The organism is Micromonospora sp. NPDC047707, assembly GCF_040704235.1.
Classification (GTDB): Bacteria; Actinomycetota; Actinomycetes; order Mycobacteriales; family Micromonosporaceae; genus Micromonospora.
On the sequence record NZ_JBEYSU010000027.1, the window covers coordinates 11,890 to 27,879 of the forward strand.

The window sequence follows — 15,990 nt, forward strand, 5'->3', positions numbered from 1 at the left end:
AAGGGTCGGGCACGTACCGTCAGTTCATCAAACGTCCGCCGCGTCGGCTTTCGCATCGGGCCCCGGAACCAGCAAGATAGGGGGGTTGTGTCCCAGCCCCCTCGATATCCCCCGGTGGCTCTTCAGTGACTCAGATCCCGACGTGGAGCGGCGGACCAGTCAGTCCCCCCAGCGGCCGCGCGACATCCGGCACCACCATCGGCGGGCGCTATTCGTTGCGCTCGGCGGTGGGCAACGGCGGAATGGGCACGGTCTGGCGTGCGACAGACACGCTGCTGCGCCGGGACGTGGCCGTCAAGGAGGTCGTCCTGCCTCCGGGGCTGGCCCCCAGCGACCGTGACGCGATGTACGAGCGCACCCTGCGCGAGGCGCGGGCCGCCGCCGCGATCCAACACCCGGCCGTGGTCCAGGTCTACGACGTGGTCACCGAGGGCGGCCGGCCGTGGATCGTGATGGAACTGCTCGACGCCCGCAGCCTCGCCGACATGGTGATCGAGGACGGGCCGGTCGCGCAGCGGGTGGTCGCGAAGATCGGCATCGCGCTGCTCGGCGCGCTGGAGGTGGCACACGCGATCGGCGTGCTGCACCGCGACGTCAAGCCGGCCAACGTGCTGATCTGCTCGGACGGCCGCTGCGTGCTGACCGACTTCGGCGTGGCCCGGATGCCCACCGACGTGCAGCTCACCACGCCCGGCATGGTGCTCGGCTCGCCGCACTTCATCTCGCCCGAGCGGGCCATGGGCCAGGATTTCGGCCCGCCCAGCGACCTGTTCTCCCTCGGGGTGACGCTCTACACGGCGGTCGAGGGGCGGCCACCGTTCGACAAGGGCGACCCGATCGAGACGATGCACGCCGTCGTCGAGGACCCGCCCGCCCCACCGCAGCGCAGCGGCCCGCTGGTTCCCGTGCTGATGGGCCTGCTGGAGAAGGACCCGGCCCGCCGGCTGGACGTGCACACCGCCCGGGCCATGCTGCGTGAGCTGCTCGCCGGCCCGCTGACCAGCACCGCCGCCGCGGTCCACTCGGTGACCGACCCGTACTCGGTGGTCCCCGTCCAGCAGCGGCCGTTGCCACCCGCGCCGGCCGTCCAGCCGGAGCAGCCGAAGCCGAGCGGCCAGATCGGCGGGCGCGCGATGCTCGCGCCGGGCGAGTCGCTCACCGACCGGCTGGCGGCGTTGCGCCGGGGCGGACGCCCGGCGGTCGGTGCCGGCAAGGCCGCCGCGATGGACGACACCAGCGCCGACGCGCTCGCCGGGCCGCTGCACACACCCACCGGCGCGATGCCCGCACCGGGCCGGACCTACGGCGCCGACACCACCCAACGGGTCGGCGGCTACGGCGGCGCGCCCGACGCCACCCAGCACATCGCCGCCGGCGGCTACGGCGGCCCGCCGCACGTCACGCAGCAGCTGGGCGGTGCCCAGTGGTCGGTGCCGGGCACCGGCCAGGCGTGGGCGCCGCCGCCCGCCCCGGCCGGCGGTGGACTCGTCGGCCGGGTGCGCGGCACCGGTGGCCAGCTCGTCGGCCGGGTCAAAGGCTGGCCGCGCAAGGTCCAGCTGGCCGCCGCCGGCGGGCTCGCCGTGGTGCTCCTGCTCGGCGTCATCGCCCTGTCCGGCGGCGACGACACGCCGCCGGGCACTCCACAGGCGGCACCCACCTCGGCGGCCCCGGCGGCCGGCGTGCCGGAGATGAAGGAGCACTCCGCCAAGGGCGTCCGGGTCATGGTGCCGCAGGGCTGGCAGCGCAAGAGCGCCGGTGACTGGGTGGACTACGTGGATCCGGAGGACGACGGTCGCAAGGTGCGGATCCTGGTGGAGAAGTTCTCCACCACCTCGGTCCGCTGGGCGGAGGTCGCCGAGGAGGGGCTGCGTACCCGCTCGAAGTCCTGCACCAAGCCGTACGCCCAGATCGCCATGAACGAGGTCGACTGGGCCGGCCGGCCGGCGGCGGAATTCGAGTACACCTGCGGTGAGGGCGACGCCAAGCGGCACGGCAAGTGGCGCGGCGTGGTGCACGACGGCAAGGCGTACTCGTTCTACCTCACCTCGACGGACGCGAAGTTCGAGGAGAGCCGGCCGATCTTCGAGGCGATGGCGAACTCGTTCCAGCTCACCGACGCCGGCTGAGCCGAGGGCGAGCCCACGTGATGATCCGTCGGCGTGCTATCAAGAGGCATGCCGGCGGACACCACTGACATCGACGACATTCGCGAGCAAGCCCGGCGCTGGCTCGACGACGACCCGGACCCGGCCAGCCGCGCGGAACTCCAGGCGGTGCTCGACCGGCTGCCGGTCAGCGCGCCCGAGCTGGCCGACCGCTTCGCCGGCCCGCTGACCTTCGGCACGGCGGGCCTGCGCGGCCCGCTTCGTGCCGGCCCGAACGGGATGAACCTCGCGGTGGTCACCCAGGCCGCCGCCGGGCTGGTCGCCTGGCTCGCGGCCCAGGGCGGCTCCGGTCCGCTGGTGATCGGGTACGACGCCCGGCACGGCTCCCGTGCCTTCGCCGAACGGACCGCCCAGGTCGCCACCGGCGCCGGCCGGCCGGCCCTGCTGCTCCCCCGGCCGCTGCCCACGCCGGTCCTCGCGTACGCGGTGCGCCGGCTCGGCGGGGTCGCCGGGGTGATGGTGACGGCCAGCCACAACCCGCCGCAGGACAACGGCTACAAGGTCTACCTCGGCGCGGAGCTGGGCGGTGAGCTGGGCGCCGGCGCGCAGATCGTGCCTCCGGCGGACGCCGGTATCGAGGCGGCCATCCGGGCGGTCGGCCCGCTGGCCGAGGTCCCGCTGGGCCCGCCCGGGCAGGTGCTCGGCGACGACCTGGTGACGTCGTACGTCGAGCGGGCCGCCGCGGTGGTGGCGCCGGACGGGCCCCGCGACCTGACGGTGGCGTACACCCCGCTGCACGGGGTCGGGGCGGCGGTGCTCACGGCGGCGTTCGCGCGGGCCGGGTTCGCCGTCCCCGGTATGGTGCCCGACCAGGCCGAGCCGGATCCGGCGTTCCCCACCGTGTCGTTCCCGAACCCGGAGGAGCCCGGCGCGGTCGACCGGCTGACCGCCCTGGCCGGGTCGACCGGCGCGGACCTCGCCATCGCCAACGACCCGGACGCGGACCGCTGCGCGGTGGTGGTGCGGGAGACCGACCCGGCGACGAGCGCCCGCGCCGAGGTGGCCGGGCCAGGGGCGGGCGGAGGGGCACCGGGCTGGCGGATGCTGCGCGGTGACGAGGTGGGTGTGCTCCTCGCCGACCACCTGATGCGACGCGGCGTCACCGGCCTCTACGCCACCACCATCGTCTCGTCGTCGCTGCTGCGTGCGATGTGCACCGCCCGGAACCTGCCGTACGACGAGACGCTGACCGGGTTCAAGTGGATCGTGCGGGCCGGTGGCGGGTCGGCGCCGCTGGTCTTCGGCTACGAGGAGGCGCTCGGCTACTGCGTCGCCCCGGACATGGTCCGCGACAAGGACGGCATCACCGCCGCGCTGACCGTGGCCGAGCTGGCCGCCGGCCTCAGGGCCCAGGGGCGGACGCTCACCGACCGGCTCGACGAGCTGGCCGCCGAGTTCGGCGTGCACCACACCGACCAGCTCTCGGTACGCGTCGACGACCTGCGGATGATCGCCGTGATGATGGACCGGATCCGGGCCGCCACCCCGGACACCCTGCTCGGCCAGCCGGTCACCGAATCCCGGGACCTGCTGCCCGAGGCGGACGTCGTCATCCTGCGCAGCGCCGCCGCCCGGGTGGTGATCCGGCCCTCCGGGACCGAGCCGAAGCTCAAGGCGTACCTGGAGGTGGTGGAGCCGGTCGCGGACGGCGACGTCGCCGCGGCCCGGACCCGGGCGGCGGCCGCCGTCGCGACGCTACGCACCGAGGTGGCCACCGCGCTGGGGGTGTAAGGAAGGGCCCCTTCTTAACGCCTGCGGTAGAGGAAGGGGCCCTTCCTTACAGCTCAGCGGCGGGGGCCGAGGGCGGCGTCGACGGCGTGGCCGAGGGCGGTCACGACCAGCGCCACGGACGGACGGACCACCGAGTCCTCGAGACTCACGTCGCCGGAGAACCCGGCCCCGCTGGCGATCTCCGTCAGCCGACGGCGGGCGTCGGCGGCGGTGCCGCCGTCGACGCCGAGCGCCGGCTCCATCCGGAGCACCGCGACCAGCGTGGCCAGCGCGGCGGTCCGCTCGTCGGGGGCGGCGGAGCCGGTCAGCGCCTCCGCGAGCCGGCGGCGGGTGTCCGCCTCCACGCTCGGGTCGACCACCGGGTAGCGGTGCACGTGGATGAAGCCCAGCTCGGTCTCGTCGACGTCGCGGACGACGCCCTGGCGGCACAGGTCACCGAGGATCCGGTCGCGCAGCCCGTGCCGGAGCCGTTGCACCCAGGACGAGGGGCTGTGCGGGGTGTCCGCACCGATCTTGGCGAGCACCTGGTCGGCGACCGGCTCGCCGGTCGGCGTCGGGTCGACCACCGCGAGGTTGCCGTCGGCGTACGCGATCCGTCCGGCCAGGGCCAACTCGATGAGCACGGCGGCGGCCATGCCCAGGTCGAGGCTGATCCGGGGCATGGTCGCCTTGCCGGTCTCGTCGTCGTACGCGAGGAGGAGCAACTCCTCGGCGAGCGCAACACCAGTCATGGCCAGGAACGCTAGCGCCTGTCCGCACCCCCGTGCGCCGGGACGCGCCCGACGCCGGAGCGCTCAGAAGCGGGGCATGCCGCCGAACTGGCGGTCGCCCGCGTCGCCGAGGCCGGGGACGATGAACATGCGGTCGTTGAGGCCCTCGTCGACCGATGCCGTCACCAGGCGCAGCGGCAGGCCGGAGCGCTCCAGCCGCTCGATGGCCATGGGGGCGGCCAGCACACAGAGCACGGTGATGTCGGTGCAGCCCCGGTCGGCCAGCAGCCGGCAGCAGTGCTCCAGCGAGCCGCCGGTGGCCACCATCGGCTCGAGGACCAGCACCGGCCGGCCGCTCAGGTCCCGCGGCAGCGACTCCATGTACGCGCGCGGCTCGAAGGTCTCCTCGTCCCGAGCCAGGCCGACGAAGCCCATCGACGACTCCGGCAGCAGGCCGAGCGCCGCGTCGGCCATGCCGAGACCCGCCCGCAGCACCGGCACCAGCAGCGGCGGGTTGGCCAGCCGGGTGCCCTCGGTGGCGGTGACCGGGGTCTGCACCGGGTACCGCTCGACGGGGAAGGAGCGCGCGGCCTCGTACACCAGCATGGTGGTGAGTTCGTGCAGCGCAGCCCGGAACGAGGCGGAGTCGGTCCGGGCGTCGCGCATCGCGGTCAGCCGCGACTGGGCGAGCGGGTGGTCAATGACGAGTACGTCCACGGTCGCTCAACCTACCCGCCCGCCGCGACGGGCACCGCCGGTGTGGCCGGACCAGCGACGGCGCTCACCCGAACCCCCGCCGTGGCCAAGATCACGTACCGGTGACGTGCGTAGACTTCGGGTCATGACGGCGACAGCGACGTCGGCCCGGTCGGACCTCTCCGAGCTGGGACGATCCGAGACCGCTCTGCGGACCTTCCTGCACGGCCTGCCCGGCGTGGACCAGGTCGGCGCGGAGCAGCGGGCGGCCCAGCTCGGCACCCGCTCCATCAAGACCGCGGCCAAGGCCCAGGCGATCGACCTGGCGATCCGGATGGTCGACCTGACCACGCTCGAAGGGGCCGACACCCCCGGCAAGGTGCGGGCGCTCGCCGCGAAGGCCCTGCGCCCCGACCCGGCCGACCCGTCCTGCCCGCACGTCGGCGCGGTCTGCGTCTACCCCGCGATGGTCCCGTACGTGGCCGAGGTGCTCCAGGGCAGCGGCGTGCACCTGGCCAGCGTGGCGACCGCCTTCCCGTCCGGGCAGGCGCCCCTGGAGGTCAAGCTCGCCGACACCCGGGCGGCCGTCGAGGCCGGTGCCGACGAGATCGACATGGTGATCAACCGGGGCGCGTTCCTGGCCGGCCGCTACCAGGAGGTCTACGACGAGATCGTGGCCACCAAGGAGGCCTGCGGGGACGCCCACCTGAAGGTGATCCTGGAGACCGGTGAGCTGGCCACGTACGACAACGTGCGCCGCGCCTCCTGGCTGGCGATGCTGGCCGGCGGCGACTTCATCAAGACCTCGACCGGCAAGGTCCCGGTGGCGGCCACCCCGCCGGTGACGCTGGTGATGCTGGAGGCGGTCCGCGACTTCCGCGCCGCCACCGGCCGGCAGGTCGGCGTGAAGCCCGCCGGCGGCATCCGGACCAGTAAGGACGCCATCAAGTACCTGGTCATGGTCAACGAGACGGTCGGCCCGGACTGGCTGGACCCGGACTGGTTCCGCTTCGGCGCCTCCACCCTCCTGAACGACCTGCTGATGCAGCGCACCAAGCTGAAGACCGGCGTGTACTCCGGTCCCGACTACTTCACCCTGGACTGAGCGCGATGTTCGAATACGCACCCGCCCCCGAGTCGCGCTCGGTGGTGGACATCAAGCCCTCGTACGGGCTGTTCATCGACGGCGAGTTCGTCGACCCCACCGACGGCGGCACGTTCAAGTCGGTCAACCCGGCCACCGAGGAGGTCCTCGCCGAGGTCGCCGAGGGCGGCGCCGGCGACGTCGACCGTGCGGTCCGCGCGGCGCGGACGGCGTACGAGAAGGTCTGGGGGCCGATGCCGGGCCGGGACCGGGCCAAGTACCTGTTCCGCATCGCCCGGATCATCCAGGAGCGCTCGCGCGAGCTGGCCGTCCTGGAGTCGCTGGACAACGGCAAGCCGATCAGGGAGTCCCGCGACGTCGACGTCCCGCTGGTCGCCGCGCACTTCTTCTACTACGCCGGCTGGGCCGACAAGCTGCCGTACGCGGGCTTCGGCCCCGACCCCAAGCCGCTCGGCGTGGCCGCGCAGGTCATCCCGTGGAACTTCCCGCTGCTCATGCTTGCCTGGAAGATCGCCCCGGCGCTCGCGGCGGGTAACACGGTGGTGCTCAAGCCCGCCGAGACCACCCCGCTCACCGCGCTGCTCTTCGCGGAGATCTGCCAGCAGGCCGACCTGCCGGCCGGCGTGGTCAACATCGTCACCGGGGCCGGCGACACCGGCCGGGCGCTGGTCGAGCACCCGGGCGTGGACAAGGTGGCCTTCACCGGCTCCACCGAGGTGGGCAAGGCCATCGCCCGCGCGGTGGCCGGCACCCGCAAGAAGGTCACCCTGGAGCTGGGCGGCAAGGCCGCCAACATCGTCTTCGACGACGCGCCGGTGGACCAGGCCGTCGAGGGGATCGTCAACGGCATCTTCTTCAACCAGGGGCACGTCTGCTGTGCCGGGTCCCGGCTGCTGATCCAGGAGTCCGTCGCCGACCGGGTGCTGGAGTCGCTGAAGCGCCGGATGGCTCAGCTGCGGGTCGGCGACCCGCTGGACAAGAACACCGACATCGGCGCGATCAACTCGGCGGCGCAGCTCGCCCGCATCAGGGAGCTCTCCGACGCCGGCGCGGCCGAGGGCGCCGAGCGCTGGTCGCCGCCGTGCGAGCTGCCCGACCGCGGCTTCTGGTTCGCGCCCACGATCTTCACCGGGGTCACCCAGGCCCACCGGATCGCCCGGGAGGAGATCTTCGGGCCGGTGCTGTCGGTGCTGACCTTCCGCACCCCGGCCGAGGCCGTCGAGAAGGCCAACAACACCCCGTACGGGCTGTCGGCCGGGATCTGGACCGACAAGGGCTCCCGGATCCTGTGGATGGCCGACCGGCTCCGCGCCGGCGTGGTCTGGGCCAACACGTTCAACAAGTTCGACCCGACCTCGCCGTTCGGCGGGTACAAGGAGTCGGGCTACGGTCGCGAGGGCGGCCGGCACGGGCTGGAGGGGTACCTCAATGTCTGAGCGGGTCGCGGTACGCAAGACGTACAAGCTCTTCATCGGCGGGAAGTTCCCGCGCAGCGAGTCGGGACGGTCGTACATCGTGCAGGACGCCAACGTCGCCCTCTCCTCTCGCAAGGACGCGCGGGACGCGGTGGTCGCCGCCCGCGCCGCCGTGAAGGGATGGGCCGGGGCGACCGCGTACAACCGGGGTCAGATCCTCTACCGGGTCGCCGAGATGCTGGAGGGCCGCCGCGAGCAGTTCGGCGCCCTGGGTCTTCGCGACGAGGAGGTGTACGCCGCGATCGACCGCTGGGTCTGGTACGCCGGCTGGTCCGACAAGCTCCCCCAGGTGTACGGGGGCGCCAACCCGGTCGCCGGGCCGTACTTCAACCTGTCGGCTCCGGAGCCGACCGGCGTGGTGGCCGTGGTGGCGCCGGAGGCTCCGGCGCTGCTGGGCCTGGTCAGCGTGATCGCCCCGGCGATCGTCACCGGCAACACGGTCGTGGTGGCGGCGTCGCCGTCGGCGCCGCTCGCGGCGGTGACCCTGGCCGAGGTGCTGGCCACCTCCGACCTGCCCGGCGGCGTGGTGAACATCCTCACCGGTCGCCTCGCCGAGACGGTGCCGACGCTGGCCAGCCACATGGACGTCAACGCGATCGACCTGACCGGGGTGGCCGACGCCGCCCTCGCCGCCGACCTGGAGGTCAAGGCCGCGGAGAACCTCAAGCGGGTGCTCCGGCCGGCTCCGGCCGACCACGACTGGTTCGCCGACCCGGGCATCACCCGGATGACCACCCTCCTGGAGACGAAGACGGTCTGGCACCCGAAGGGAGTCTGATCCGTCCCGTCGGGGAGAGCTCTACTACGCGGGGTAGGATTGTGGCGTGACTCGGCTCGGTGATCTCGAACGTGCGGTGATGGACGTGCTGTGGGACTCGGTCCCCGCCACGTCGGACGGCGTCACCGTGCGCGAGGTGGCCGACGCCCTGGCCGGGCGGGAGCTGGCGTACACGACCGTGATGACGGTGCTGGACCGGCTCGCGGGCAAGGGCATGGTGCGGCGCGAGCGCGAGGGGCGGGCCTGGCGGTACCGGGCCGCCGGGAGCCGCGAGGCGCACATCGCCCAGCTCATGCTCGACGCGCTGGACCTCGGCGGCAGCCGGGACGCGGCGCTGGTGCGCTTCGCCCGCTCGGTCACCGGCACCGAGGCCGACGTGCTGCGCGCGGCGCTCGGCGCCGAGGCCGGTCGGAGCGACACCGCCACCCCGGCGGAGGGCACCGGGCCGGCCGACGCCGGGCCGCTCACCCAGCGGGTCGAGACTCCCACGACCGACCGGGCCGGGCGGGTACGCCTGGCCGACGAGGCGGCGGACCGGTAGGGGCGGGGCCATGTCCTACGCGGTGCACTTCGGCGTCTCGGTGCTGGCCTGCTGGCTCACCGCGCAGGTGCTGGCGGGCTCGAGGTGGACGTGGCACAGCCCCCGGGTCGCGATCCTCTGCTGGCAGGCGGTCGGGCTGGCCGTCGGCCTCTCCGCGATGGGCCTGCCGATCGCCCTGGGCCTGGCGGCGTACGACCGGCCGACCGGCAGCGCCCTGTGGGCGCTCGCCACGGACCTGGGCGACGGCACCCTGCCGGTCGGGGTGGGCGCGATCCATCTGGGGCTGGTCGGCGTGGGCTTCGGCATCGGGGCGGTGCTGCTGACCACGACCGTCCGCAGCGTGCATGCCGCCGTCCGCGCCCAGCGCCGCCACCGCGACCTGCTGACGCTGGTCGCCCGCCGGGACCCGACCGTGCCGGGGGCGTTGGTGCTCGACCACCCCAGCGCGGCGGCGTACTGCCTGCCGGGGGTGCGGCCCCGCGTGGTGGTGAGCGCCGGCACCCTCGACCTGCTGGACCGGGCCGAGCTGGCGGCTGTGCTCACCCACGAGCGGGCGCACGCCCAGGAGCGGCACGACCTCGTGCTGCTGCCGTTCACCGCGCTCTGCCGGGCGCTGCCGTGGGTCGGGTGGGTGCGTGACGCGCACGAGCGGGTCGCCCTGCTGGTCGAGATGCGCGCCGACGACAAGGCCCGTGAGCTGCACGACGAGGCGCCCCTGGCGGGTGCGCTGCGCCGCTTCGCGGCCGCCGGTGCCCGGATCACGCCGGCCGGCACGCTCGGCATGGGCGACCGGGACCTGGACGTCCGGGTGCAGCGCCTGCTGGATTCGGGCCGGCCGTCCCGGCTGATCGGGGCGGCGGCGCTCAGCGTGGCGTCGACCCTGGCCGCCCTGCCGGTCTCCCTCTTCCTCAGCTGAGCCTGGCGCGCCGGCGGTCTCGACCGGCCGACCGACCCCCACGATTACTACGTAATGTCGTAGAGTTCCCTACGACATTACGTAGTAGTGGCTATAGGTAGTCAGGCTACGTGTAGGCTCTCTACGACAGCAGCCGATCATCGGGAGGGCCGACCATGGACACGCTGCTCCTCGCCCGCCTCCAGTTCGCCACGACGACGTCGATCCACTTCCTCTTCGTGGTGGTGACGCTCGGGCTGGTCACGCTGCTGGTCGGCCTGCAGACCGCCTGGGTGCTCACCGACAAGCCGGTCTACGAGCGGCTGACCCGCTTCTGGGGCCAGCTCTACGTGATCAACTACGTGCTCGGCATCGCCACCGGCATCGTGATGGAGTTCCAGTTCGGGCTGAACTGGAGCGGGCTGTCGCGCTACGTGGGCAACGTCTTCGGCGCGCCCCTCGCCATCGAGACCCTGGTCGCCTTCTTCCTGGAGTCGACCTTCCTCGGCATGTGGATCTTCGGCTGGCACCGGCTCCGCCGGGGCGTCCACCTGGCGCTGCTCTACGGTGTGGCGATCACCGCGTACGCGTCCGCGTTCTGGATCATGGTCGCCAACTCCTGGCTCCAGAACCCGGTCGGGTACGAGGTCCGGGACGGCATCGCGCACCTCACCGACTTCACCGCCCTGCTCACCAACCCGAGCCTCGGCATGGCGCTCGGGCACGTGATCGCGGCGTCGCTGCTCGTCGGCGGGATGCTGATGGCCGCGGTGAGCGCCGGGCACCTCCTGCGGCGCACGCCCGACTTCGCGCTCCACCGCACCGCCCTGCGGATCGGCCTGGTCACCGCCGCGCTGTCGATCACCCTGGTGCAGGGCTTCGGGTTCGCCCAGTTCGGGCCGGTCGGCGAGGTGCAGCCGACCAAGTTCGGCGGCGGCCCGGGCGCGGACGCGCTGGTGGCCGAGTGGACCGCCCGGTTCGGCCCCGGCGACTACACCCCGCCGGCGCTGGCCAGCGTGGGGCTCGGGTTCATGATCCTCATCGGCTTCGGCCTCGGCACGCTCTGGCTGCTGTTGCCGCTGCTCTGGCGAGACTGGATCATCCGGCTCCGCTTCCCGCTCTGGCTGCTGCTGCTCGCCCTGCCGCTGCCCTTCGTCGCGGCGATCCTCGGCTGGATCGCCCGCGAGGTCGGCCGGCAGCCCTGGGTGGCGTACGGGCTGCTCCCCACGGACCAGGCCGTCTCCGGTGTCGGCCCCGGGGTGATGCTCGCCTCCCTCATCGGCTTCACGCTGCTCCTCGGCACGCTCGCCGTCACCAACTGGGTGCTGCTGGCGAGGCACGCCGCCGGTGGCGCCGTCGATCCCGCTCTCGGCCGCCGGCCGGAGCACCCGCCGGCCGACCATCGCCCCGAACCCGCCTTCGCCTGAGGGAGACGACCGTGGAACTCGCCTGGTACGCGCTGCTCGGTGCCTTCTTCGCCGCCTACCTCGTGCTCGGTGGCTACGACTACGGAGTCGGGCTGCTGCTCGCCCGGCGCACCGGGCCGGCAAGCCGGCGCGCCGCCCTCAACGCCGTCGGCCCGTTCTTCCTCGGCAACGAGGTCTGGCTGGTCGCGGCCGTCGGCATCCTGTTCGGCGCGTTCCCGCTGCTGGAGGGAGAACTGCTCGCCGGCCTCTACCCGGCCGTGGTCGGGGCGCTGGCCGGCGTGATCCTGGTGACCGCCGGAGTGCAGTTGCGCAGCCGTCCGGCCGGTGACCGCGCCCGCGCAACCTGGGACCGGGTGGTGCTCGTCGGCAGCCTGCTCGCCGCGCTGGGCTGGGGCGCCGTGCTCGCGGGGCTGCTTCAGGGCGTACCGCTGCACGCCGACGGCCACGTCGCCGGGGTGACCCACCTCTTCACCCCGTTCGTGGCCGCCGTCGGGCTCGCGGTGGTCGCCCTGGTCGCGGTGCACGGCGCGACCTTCCTCACCCTCCGCCTGCCGGCCACCGACGCCGAGCCGCTGGCCCGGCTGGCCCGCGGGCTGGTCCCGGTGGCCCTCGCCGCCGTCGGCACCGCCGCCGTCGTGGGCCTGCTCTCGGACCGGGTACGCGCCGCCGCGCACCAGCCGGCGGTGGGCGTACTCCTGCTGGCGCTGCTGGTCGCGGCCCTGCTGACCGCCCGGCTCGCGCTCGCCCGGCGGCGGCCCGGGGTGGCGTTCGCCGCCACCGCCACGGCCCTCGCGGTGCCGGTGGCGCTGGTCGGGGCGACGCTCTGGCCGTACGCGCTGGTCTCCACCGTCGATCCCGGCGCGTCGCTGACCGTGACCGACGCGGCGGCCAGCGGGCCCACCCTGCGCCTGCTGGGCTGGCTGACGGTGCCGCTCCTGCCGGCCCTACTAGGCTTTCAGGCGATGTGCTGGTGGGTGTTCCGGGGACGGACCGACGGCAGGGCACCGGTGTACTGGTGAACCGCCGTCCCTTCGACCCGCGTCTGCTGCGCCGGGTCCCCGCGGCCCGGCGCGACCTCGCCGTGCTCGCACTGCTCGGCGTGCTCGCCGCGGGTCTGGTGGTGGCGCAGGCGACCGCGCTCGCGGCGCTGCTCGCCACCGCCTTCGAGGGACGTTTGGACCGGCCGGCGCTGGCCGGGTTCGTCGCGGCAGTCGCCGCCCGGTCACTGCTGGTCTGGGCGCAGGGCACGGTCTCGGCACGGGCCGCGGCGACGGTCAAGGCCGAGCTGCGGGTCGACCTGCTCGACGCGGTCGGGCGGCACGGCCCTACCTGGGTGGCCGGGCAGCGCGCCGGCCAGCTCGCCACGCTCACCGGCCGCGGCCTGGATGCGCTGGACGCCTACTTCACCGGTTACCTGCCCCAACTCGTCCTGAGCGTGACGGTGCCGGTGGCGGTGCTCGCCCGGATCTTCCTCGCCGACTGGAGTTCCGCTCTCATCATCGCGGTCACGCTGCCGCTCATCCCGATCTTCGGCGCCCTGCTCGGCTGGCAGGCCCAGGCGGCGACCGAGCGGCAGTGGCGGCGACTCTCCCTGCTCGGCGGCCACTTCCTGGACATGGTGGCCGGGCTTCCCACGCTGCGGGCCTTCGGGCGGGCGCGGGCGCAGACCGAGGTGGTCCGCCGGATGGCCGACGGGCACCGCACGGCGACCATGAAGACCCTGCGCATCGCGTTCCTCTCCGCGCTGGTCCTGGAACTCGTCGCCACTCTCTCGGTGGCGCTGGTCGCGGTGCCGGTGGGCATCCGGCTGCTCGGTGGTGGGCTCACCCTCCAGACCGCGCTGCTGGTGCTGCTGCTCACCCCGGAGGCGTACCTGCCGCTACGGGCCGCCGGCAGCCGCTTCCACGCCAGCATGGAAGGGCTCACCGCACTGGACGAGGCGCTCACGCTCGCCGAGGGCGCGCCGGCCGGCGGGCCCCGGGCGGGCGCGGCCGTGCCGGACGGGCGCGGTGAGATCCGGTTCGAGGGGGTGACCGTCGCGTACGACCGCACCATCGCCCTGCGCGACGTCACGCTGACCATCCGGCCCGGCGAGCGGATCGCCGTCGTCGGGCCGAGCGGCGCCGGCAAGAGCACCCTGCTGGGCCTCCTGCTCGGCTTCGTGACGCCGACCGCCGGCCGGGTCACCGTCGGCGGAACGGACCTGGCCGGCGCCGACCTGGACGCCTGGCGCCGGCACCTGGCCTGGGTGCCGCAGCGGGCCCACCTCTTCGCCGCCTCGCTGGCCGACAACATCCGGCTCGGCTCCTCCGACGTCCCGGACGCCGCACTGGCCGGCGCGGTCCGCGACGCCGCGCTGGACGACGTCGTCGCCGCACTGCCCGACGGTCTGGCCACCATGCTCGGCGAGCGCGGGCACGGCCTCTCCAGCGGCCAGCGGCAGCGGGTGGCACTGGCCCGCGCGTTCCTGCGGGACGCACCCGTGGTGCTGCTCGACGAGCCCACCGCACGACTCGACTCGGCCAGCGAGGCAGCCGTACTCGACGCCACCCGCGCCCTGATCTCCGGCCGGACGGCGCTGCTGGTCGCGCACCGCCCGGCGCTGCTCGCCGACGCCGACCGCATCCTGCGGATCGCCGACGGGCGGGTCACCGAGCTCACCCCGGCCCCGGCCGCGAAGGTGACACCGTGAACGCGCCGGAGCGCACCGTACTGCGCCTGGCCCGCCCGTACCTCTACCGGCTGGTCGGCGCGGGCCTGCTCGCCGCCGCCACCGAGTTCGCCGCCCTGGCCCTGATGGCCACGGCGACGTGGCTGCTGATGTCCGCCGCCGAGCGGCCACCGCTGGACCGCCTGACCGTCGCCATCGTCGCCGTCCGGGCACTGGCCATCGGGCGCGGCGTGCTCCGCTACACCGAACGCCTGGCCGGGCACGACGCGGTGCTACGGCTGGTCACCGACGTCCGCGCCCGGGTGTTCGCCGCCCTGGCCGCCCGCCGGAACAGCGCCGGGCAGCGCTCCGGCGACACCCTGAGCCGGCTGGTCTCCGACGTCGACGCCGTGCAGGACCTGCTGCTGCGGGTCCTCGTACCGGCCGCCGCCGCGGGCCTGGTGGGCGTGGTCGCCGTCGGTGCGGCGGCCCTCGTCTCCCCGGCCGCCGCCGGGGCGCTCGCGGCCGGCCTGCTGCTCGCCGGTGTCGCGTTGCCGGCCCTGGCCACCGCGCTCACCCGGCACGCCGCCGCCGAGCTGGCGCCGCTGCGCGGTGCCCTGGCCGCCGACGCGGTCGACCTGACCCACGGCGCCGCCGACCTCGCCGCCTTCGGCGCCACCGGGCAGGCGCTGGGGGCGGCCGCGGACCGGGCCCGGCGGCTGGCCCGGCTCGAACGGCGGCTGGCCGCGACCGGGTTCGCCGTCGACGCGGCGGGTGTGCTGGTGGCCGGGCTGACCGCCGGCGCGGTCGTGCTGGTGGCGCTGGCGGCCGGAGTGGACGGCGTGCTGGTCGGTGTGCTGGCCGTCGGCACGCTCGCCGCCGTCGAGATCGCGCTCGCCCTGGTCGGCGCGGCGCGCCAATGGACCGGTCTGCGAGCCGGCCTGAGCCGCGTCGCCGCCCTGCTCGACGAGAGCGAGGACGTGGCGTCTCCGGCCCCGACACCGACCACACCCACCCCGGCCGCCGCCCCCGACGTCCGGTTCGAGGACGTGACCGTCCGGTACCGCGCCGAGGCCGCACCCGCCCTGCACGACTTCCACCTGCACCTGCCGCCCGGTCGGCGGGTCGCCGTCGTCGGGCCCAGCGGCGCGGGCAAGAGCACCCTCGCCGCCGTCCTGACCGGCTCGGTGCGGCCCACCTCGGGTCGGGTCGATCTGGACGGGCGCGACCTGTCGGCGTACCCCGCCGAGGCGCTGCCCCGGCTCGTCGGGGGTCTGCTCGCCGAGGCGTACGTCTTCCACGCCACCGTCCGGGAGAACCTGCTGCTGGGGCGGCCCGGCGCGAGCGAGGACGACCTGGCCGCGGCCACCGCCACGGCCGGCCTCCTGGACTGGGTACGCGCCCAGCCGGACGGTTGGGACACCGTGGTGGGCGAGGAGGGCGGCCAGCTCTCCGGCGGCCAGCGGCAGCGCCTGGCCCTGGCACGGGCGCTGCTCGCCGCGCCCCCGGTGCTGGTGCTCGACGAGCCGACCGAGGGGCTCGACCCGACGGCGGCGGACGCGGTGCTCGACTCCGTCCTGGCCGCCACCCCGGCGGGGCACTCCGTGCTGCTGATCAGCCACCGCCTGCGCGGACTCGACGGGTTCGACGAGATCCTGGTGCTGGACTCCGGCCGGGTGGCGCAGCGCGGCCGGCACGCCGACCTGGTCGCGCTGCCCGGCTGGTACCGGGACCAGTGGCTCCTCCAGGAGGCCGCCGAGCGCGGCTACCTCGCCCTCGGCCCCCTTCCCTGACCGTCCCCGCACACGTCGGATCCG

Annotated in this window: 12 protein-coding genes and 1 pseudogene; 11 read left to right on the forward strand and 2 right to left on the reverse strand. The window is 74.5% G+C overall.

From position 1 onward, the window contains the following. The first annotated feature begins 125 nt into the window (after positions 1–125). A complete protein-coding gene (locus AB0873_RS23815; protein ID WP_366602239.1) occupies positions 126–2,126 on the forward strand; it encodes a serine/threonine-protein kinase in 2,001 nt (666 codons plus the stop codon). Positions 2,127–2,174: 48 nt separating this feature from the next. Further along, the gene (locus AB0873_RS23820) at positions 2,175–3,896 is read left to right on the forward strand and encodes a phospho-sugar mutase (protein ID WP_366602240.1); all 1,722 of its coding nucleotides are present in this window, start codon (positions 2,175–2,177) and stop codon (positions 3,894–3,896) included. A 53-nt stretch (positions 3,897–3,949) separates the two neighbouring features. Here AB0873_RS23820 and AB0873_RS23825 read toward each other — a convergent pair whose 3' ends face one another. Then, positions 3,950–4,627, reverse strand: a complete 678-nt coding sequence (locus AB0873_RS23825; RefSeq protein WP_155328922.1) for a GPP34 family phosphoprotein — start codon at positions 4,625–4,627, stop codon at positions 3,950–3,952. Between the two features lie 63 nt (positions 4,628–4,690). Then, positions 4,691–5,323: a uracil phosphoribosyltransferase gene (upp, locus tag AB0873_RS23830; RefSeq protein WP_155328923.1), complete on the reverse strand. Its 633-nt coding sequence runs from the start codon at positions 5,321–5,323 to the stop codon at positions 4,691–4,693. 124 nt (positions 5,324–5,447) lie between these two features. Here upp and deoC point away from each other — a divergent pair, with 124 nt between their 5' ends. The 9 genes and pseudogenes from deoC to cydC all read left to right on the forward strand — a co-directional run. Beyond that, positions 5,448–6,407 (forward strand): deoxyribose-phosphate aldolase, encoded by a 960-nt coding sequence (deoC, locus tag AB0873_RS23835; protein WP_366602241.1) that lies wholly within the window; start codon positions 5,448–5,450, stop codon positions 6,405–6,407. A 5-nt stretch (positions 6,408–6,412) separates the two neighbouring features. Further along, complete coding sequence (locus AB0873_RS23840; protein WP_366602243.1) at positions 6,413–7,843, forward strand: aldehyde dehydrogenase family protein; 1,431 nt, start codon at positions 6,413–6,415, stop codon at positions 7,841–7,843. Further along, a complete protein-coding gene (locus tag AB0873_RS23845; protein ID WP_366602245.1) occupies positions 7,836–8,660 on the forward strand; it encodes an aldehyde dehydrogenase family protein in 825 nt (274 codons plus the stop codon). Before AB0873_RS23840 ends, AB0873_RS23845 begins: the two co-directional genes overlap by 8 nt. A gap of 46 nt (positions 8,661–8,706) precedes the next feature. Further along, on the forward strand, positions 8,707–9,201 hold the full coding sequence (locus tag AB0873_RS23850) for a BlaI/MecI/CopY family transcriptional regulator (RefSeq protein ID WP_366602246.1): 495 nt from the start codon (positions 8,707–8,709) through the stop codon (positions 9,199–9,201). 10 nt (positions 9,202–9,211) lie between these two features. Continuing rightward, positions 9,212–10,117, forward strand: a complete 906-nt coding sequence (locus AB0873_RS23855; RefSeq protein WP_155328928.1) for a M56 family metallopeptidase — start codon at positions 9,212–9,214, stop codon at positions 10,115–10,117. A 155-nt stretch (positions 10,118–10,272) separates the two neighbouring features. Next, positions 10,273–11,523 (forward strand): cytochrome ubiquinol oxidase subunit I, encoded by a 1,251-nt coding sequence (locus AB0873_RS23860; protein ID WP_366602249.1) that lies wholly within the window; start codon positions 10,273–10,275, stop codon positions 11,521–11,523. Between the two features lie 11 nt (positions 11,524–11,534). After that, positions 11,535–12,542: a cytochrome d ubiquinol oxidase subunit II gene (locus AB0873_RS23865; RefSeq protein WP_366602250.1), complete on the forward strand. Its 1,008-nt coding sequence runs from the start codon at positions 11,535–11,537 to the stop codon at positions 12,540–12,542. Beyond that, on the forward strand, positions 12,539–14,215 hold the full coding sequence (cydD, locus tag AB0873_RS23870; protein WP_366602252.1) for a thiol reductant ABC exporter subunit CydD: 1,677 nt from the start codon (positions 12,539–12,541) through the stop codon (positions 14,213–14,215). Before AB0873_RS23865 ends, cydD begins: the two co-directional genes overlap by 4 nt. 2 nt (positions 14,216–14,217) lie before the next feature. Beyond that, positions 14,218–15,966 (forward strand): annotated as a pseudogene (gene cydC / locus AB0873_RS23875) (thiol reductant ABC exporter subunit CydC); the annotation flags it as partial. Positions 15,967–15,990: the final 24 nt, after the last annotated feature.

Coding starts and splice junctions, on each gene's coding strand:
- AB0873_RS23820 (WP_366602240.1), top strand. CDS start 2,175: ATGCCGGCGGACACCACTGACATCGACGACATTCGCGAGCAAGCCCGG.
- AB0873_RS23825 (WP_155328922.1), bottom strand. CDS start 4,627: ATGACTGGTGTTGCGCTCGCCGAGGAGTTGCTCCTCCTCGCGTACGAC.
- deoC (WP_366602241.1), top strand. CDS start 5,448: ATGACGGCGACAGCGACGTCGGCCCGGTCGGACCTCTCCGAGCTGGGA.
- AB0873_RS23840 (WP_366602243.1), top strand. CDS start 6,413: ATGTTCGAATACGCACCCGCCCCCGAGTCGCGCTCGGTGGTGGACATC.
- AB0873_RS23845 (WP_366602245.1), top strand. CDS start 7,836: ATGTCTGAGCGGGTCGCGGTACGCAAGACGTACAAGCTCTTCATCGGC.
- AB0873_RS23855 (WP_155328928.1), top strand. CDS start 9,212: ATGTCCTACGCGGTGCACTTCGGCGTCTCGGTGCTGGCCTGCTGGCTC.
- AB0873_RS23860 (WP_366602249.1), top strand. CDS start 10,273: ATGGACACGCTGCTCCTCGCCCGCCTCCAGTTCGCCACGACGACGTCG.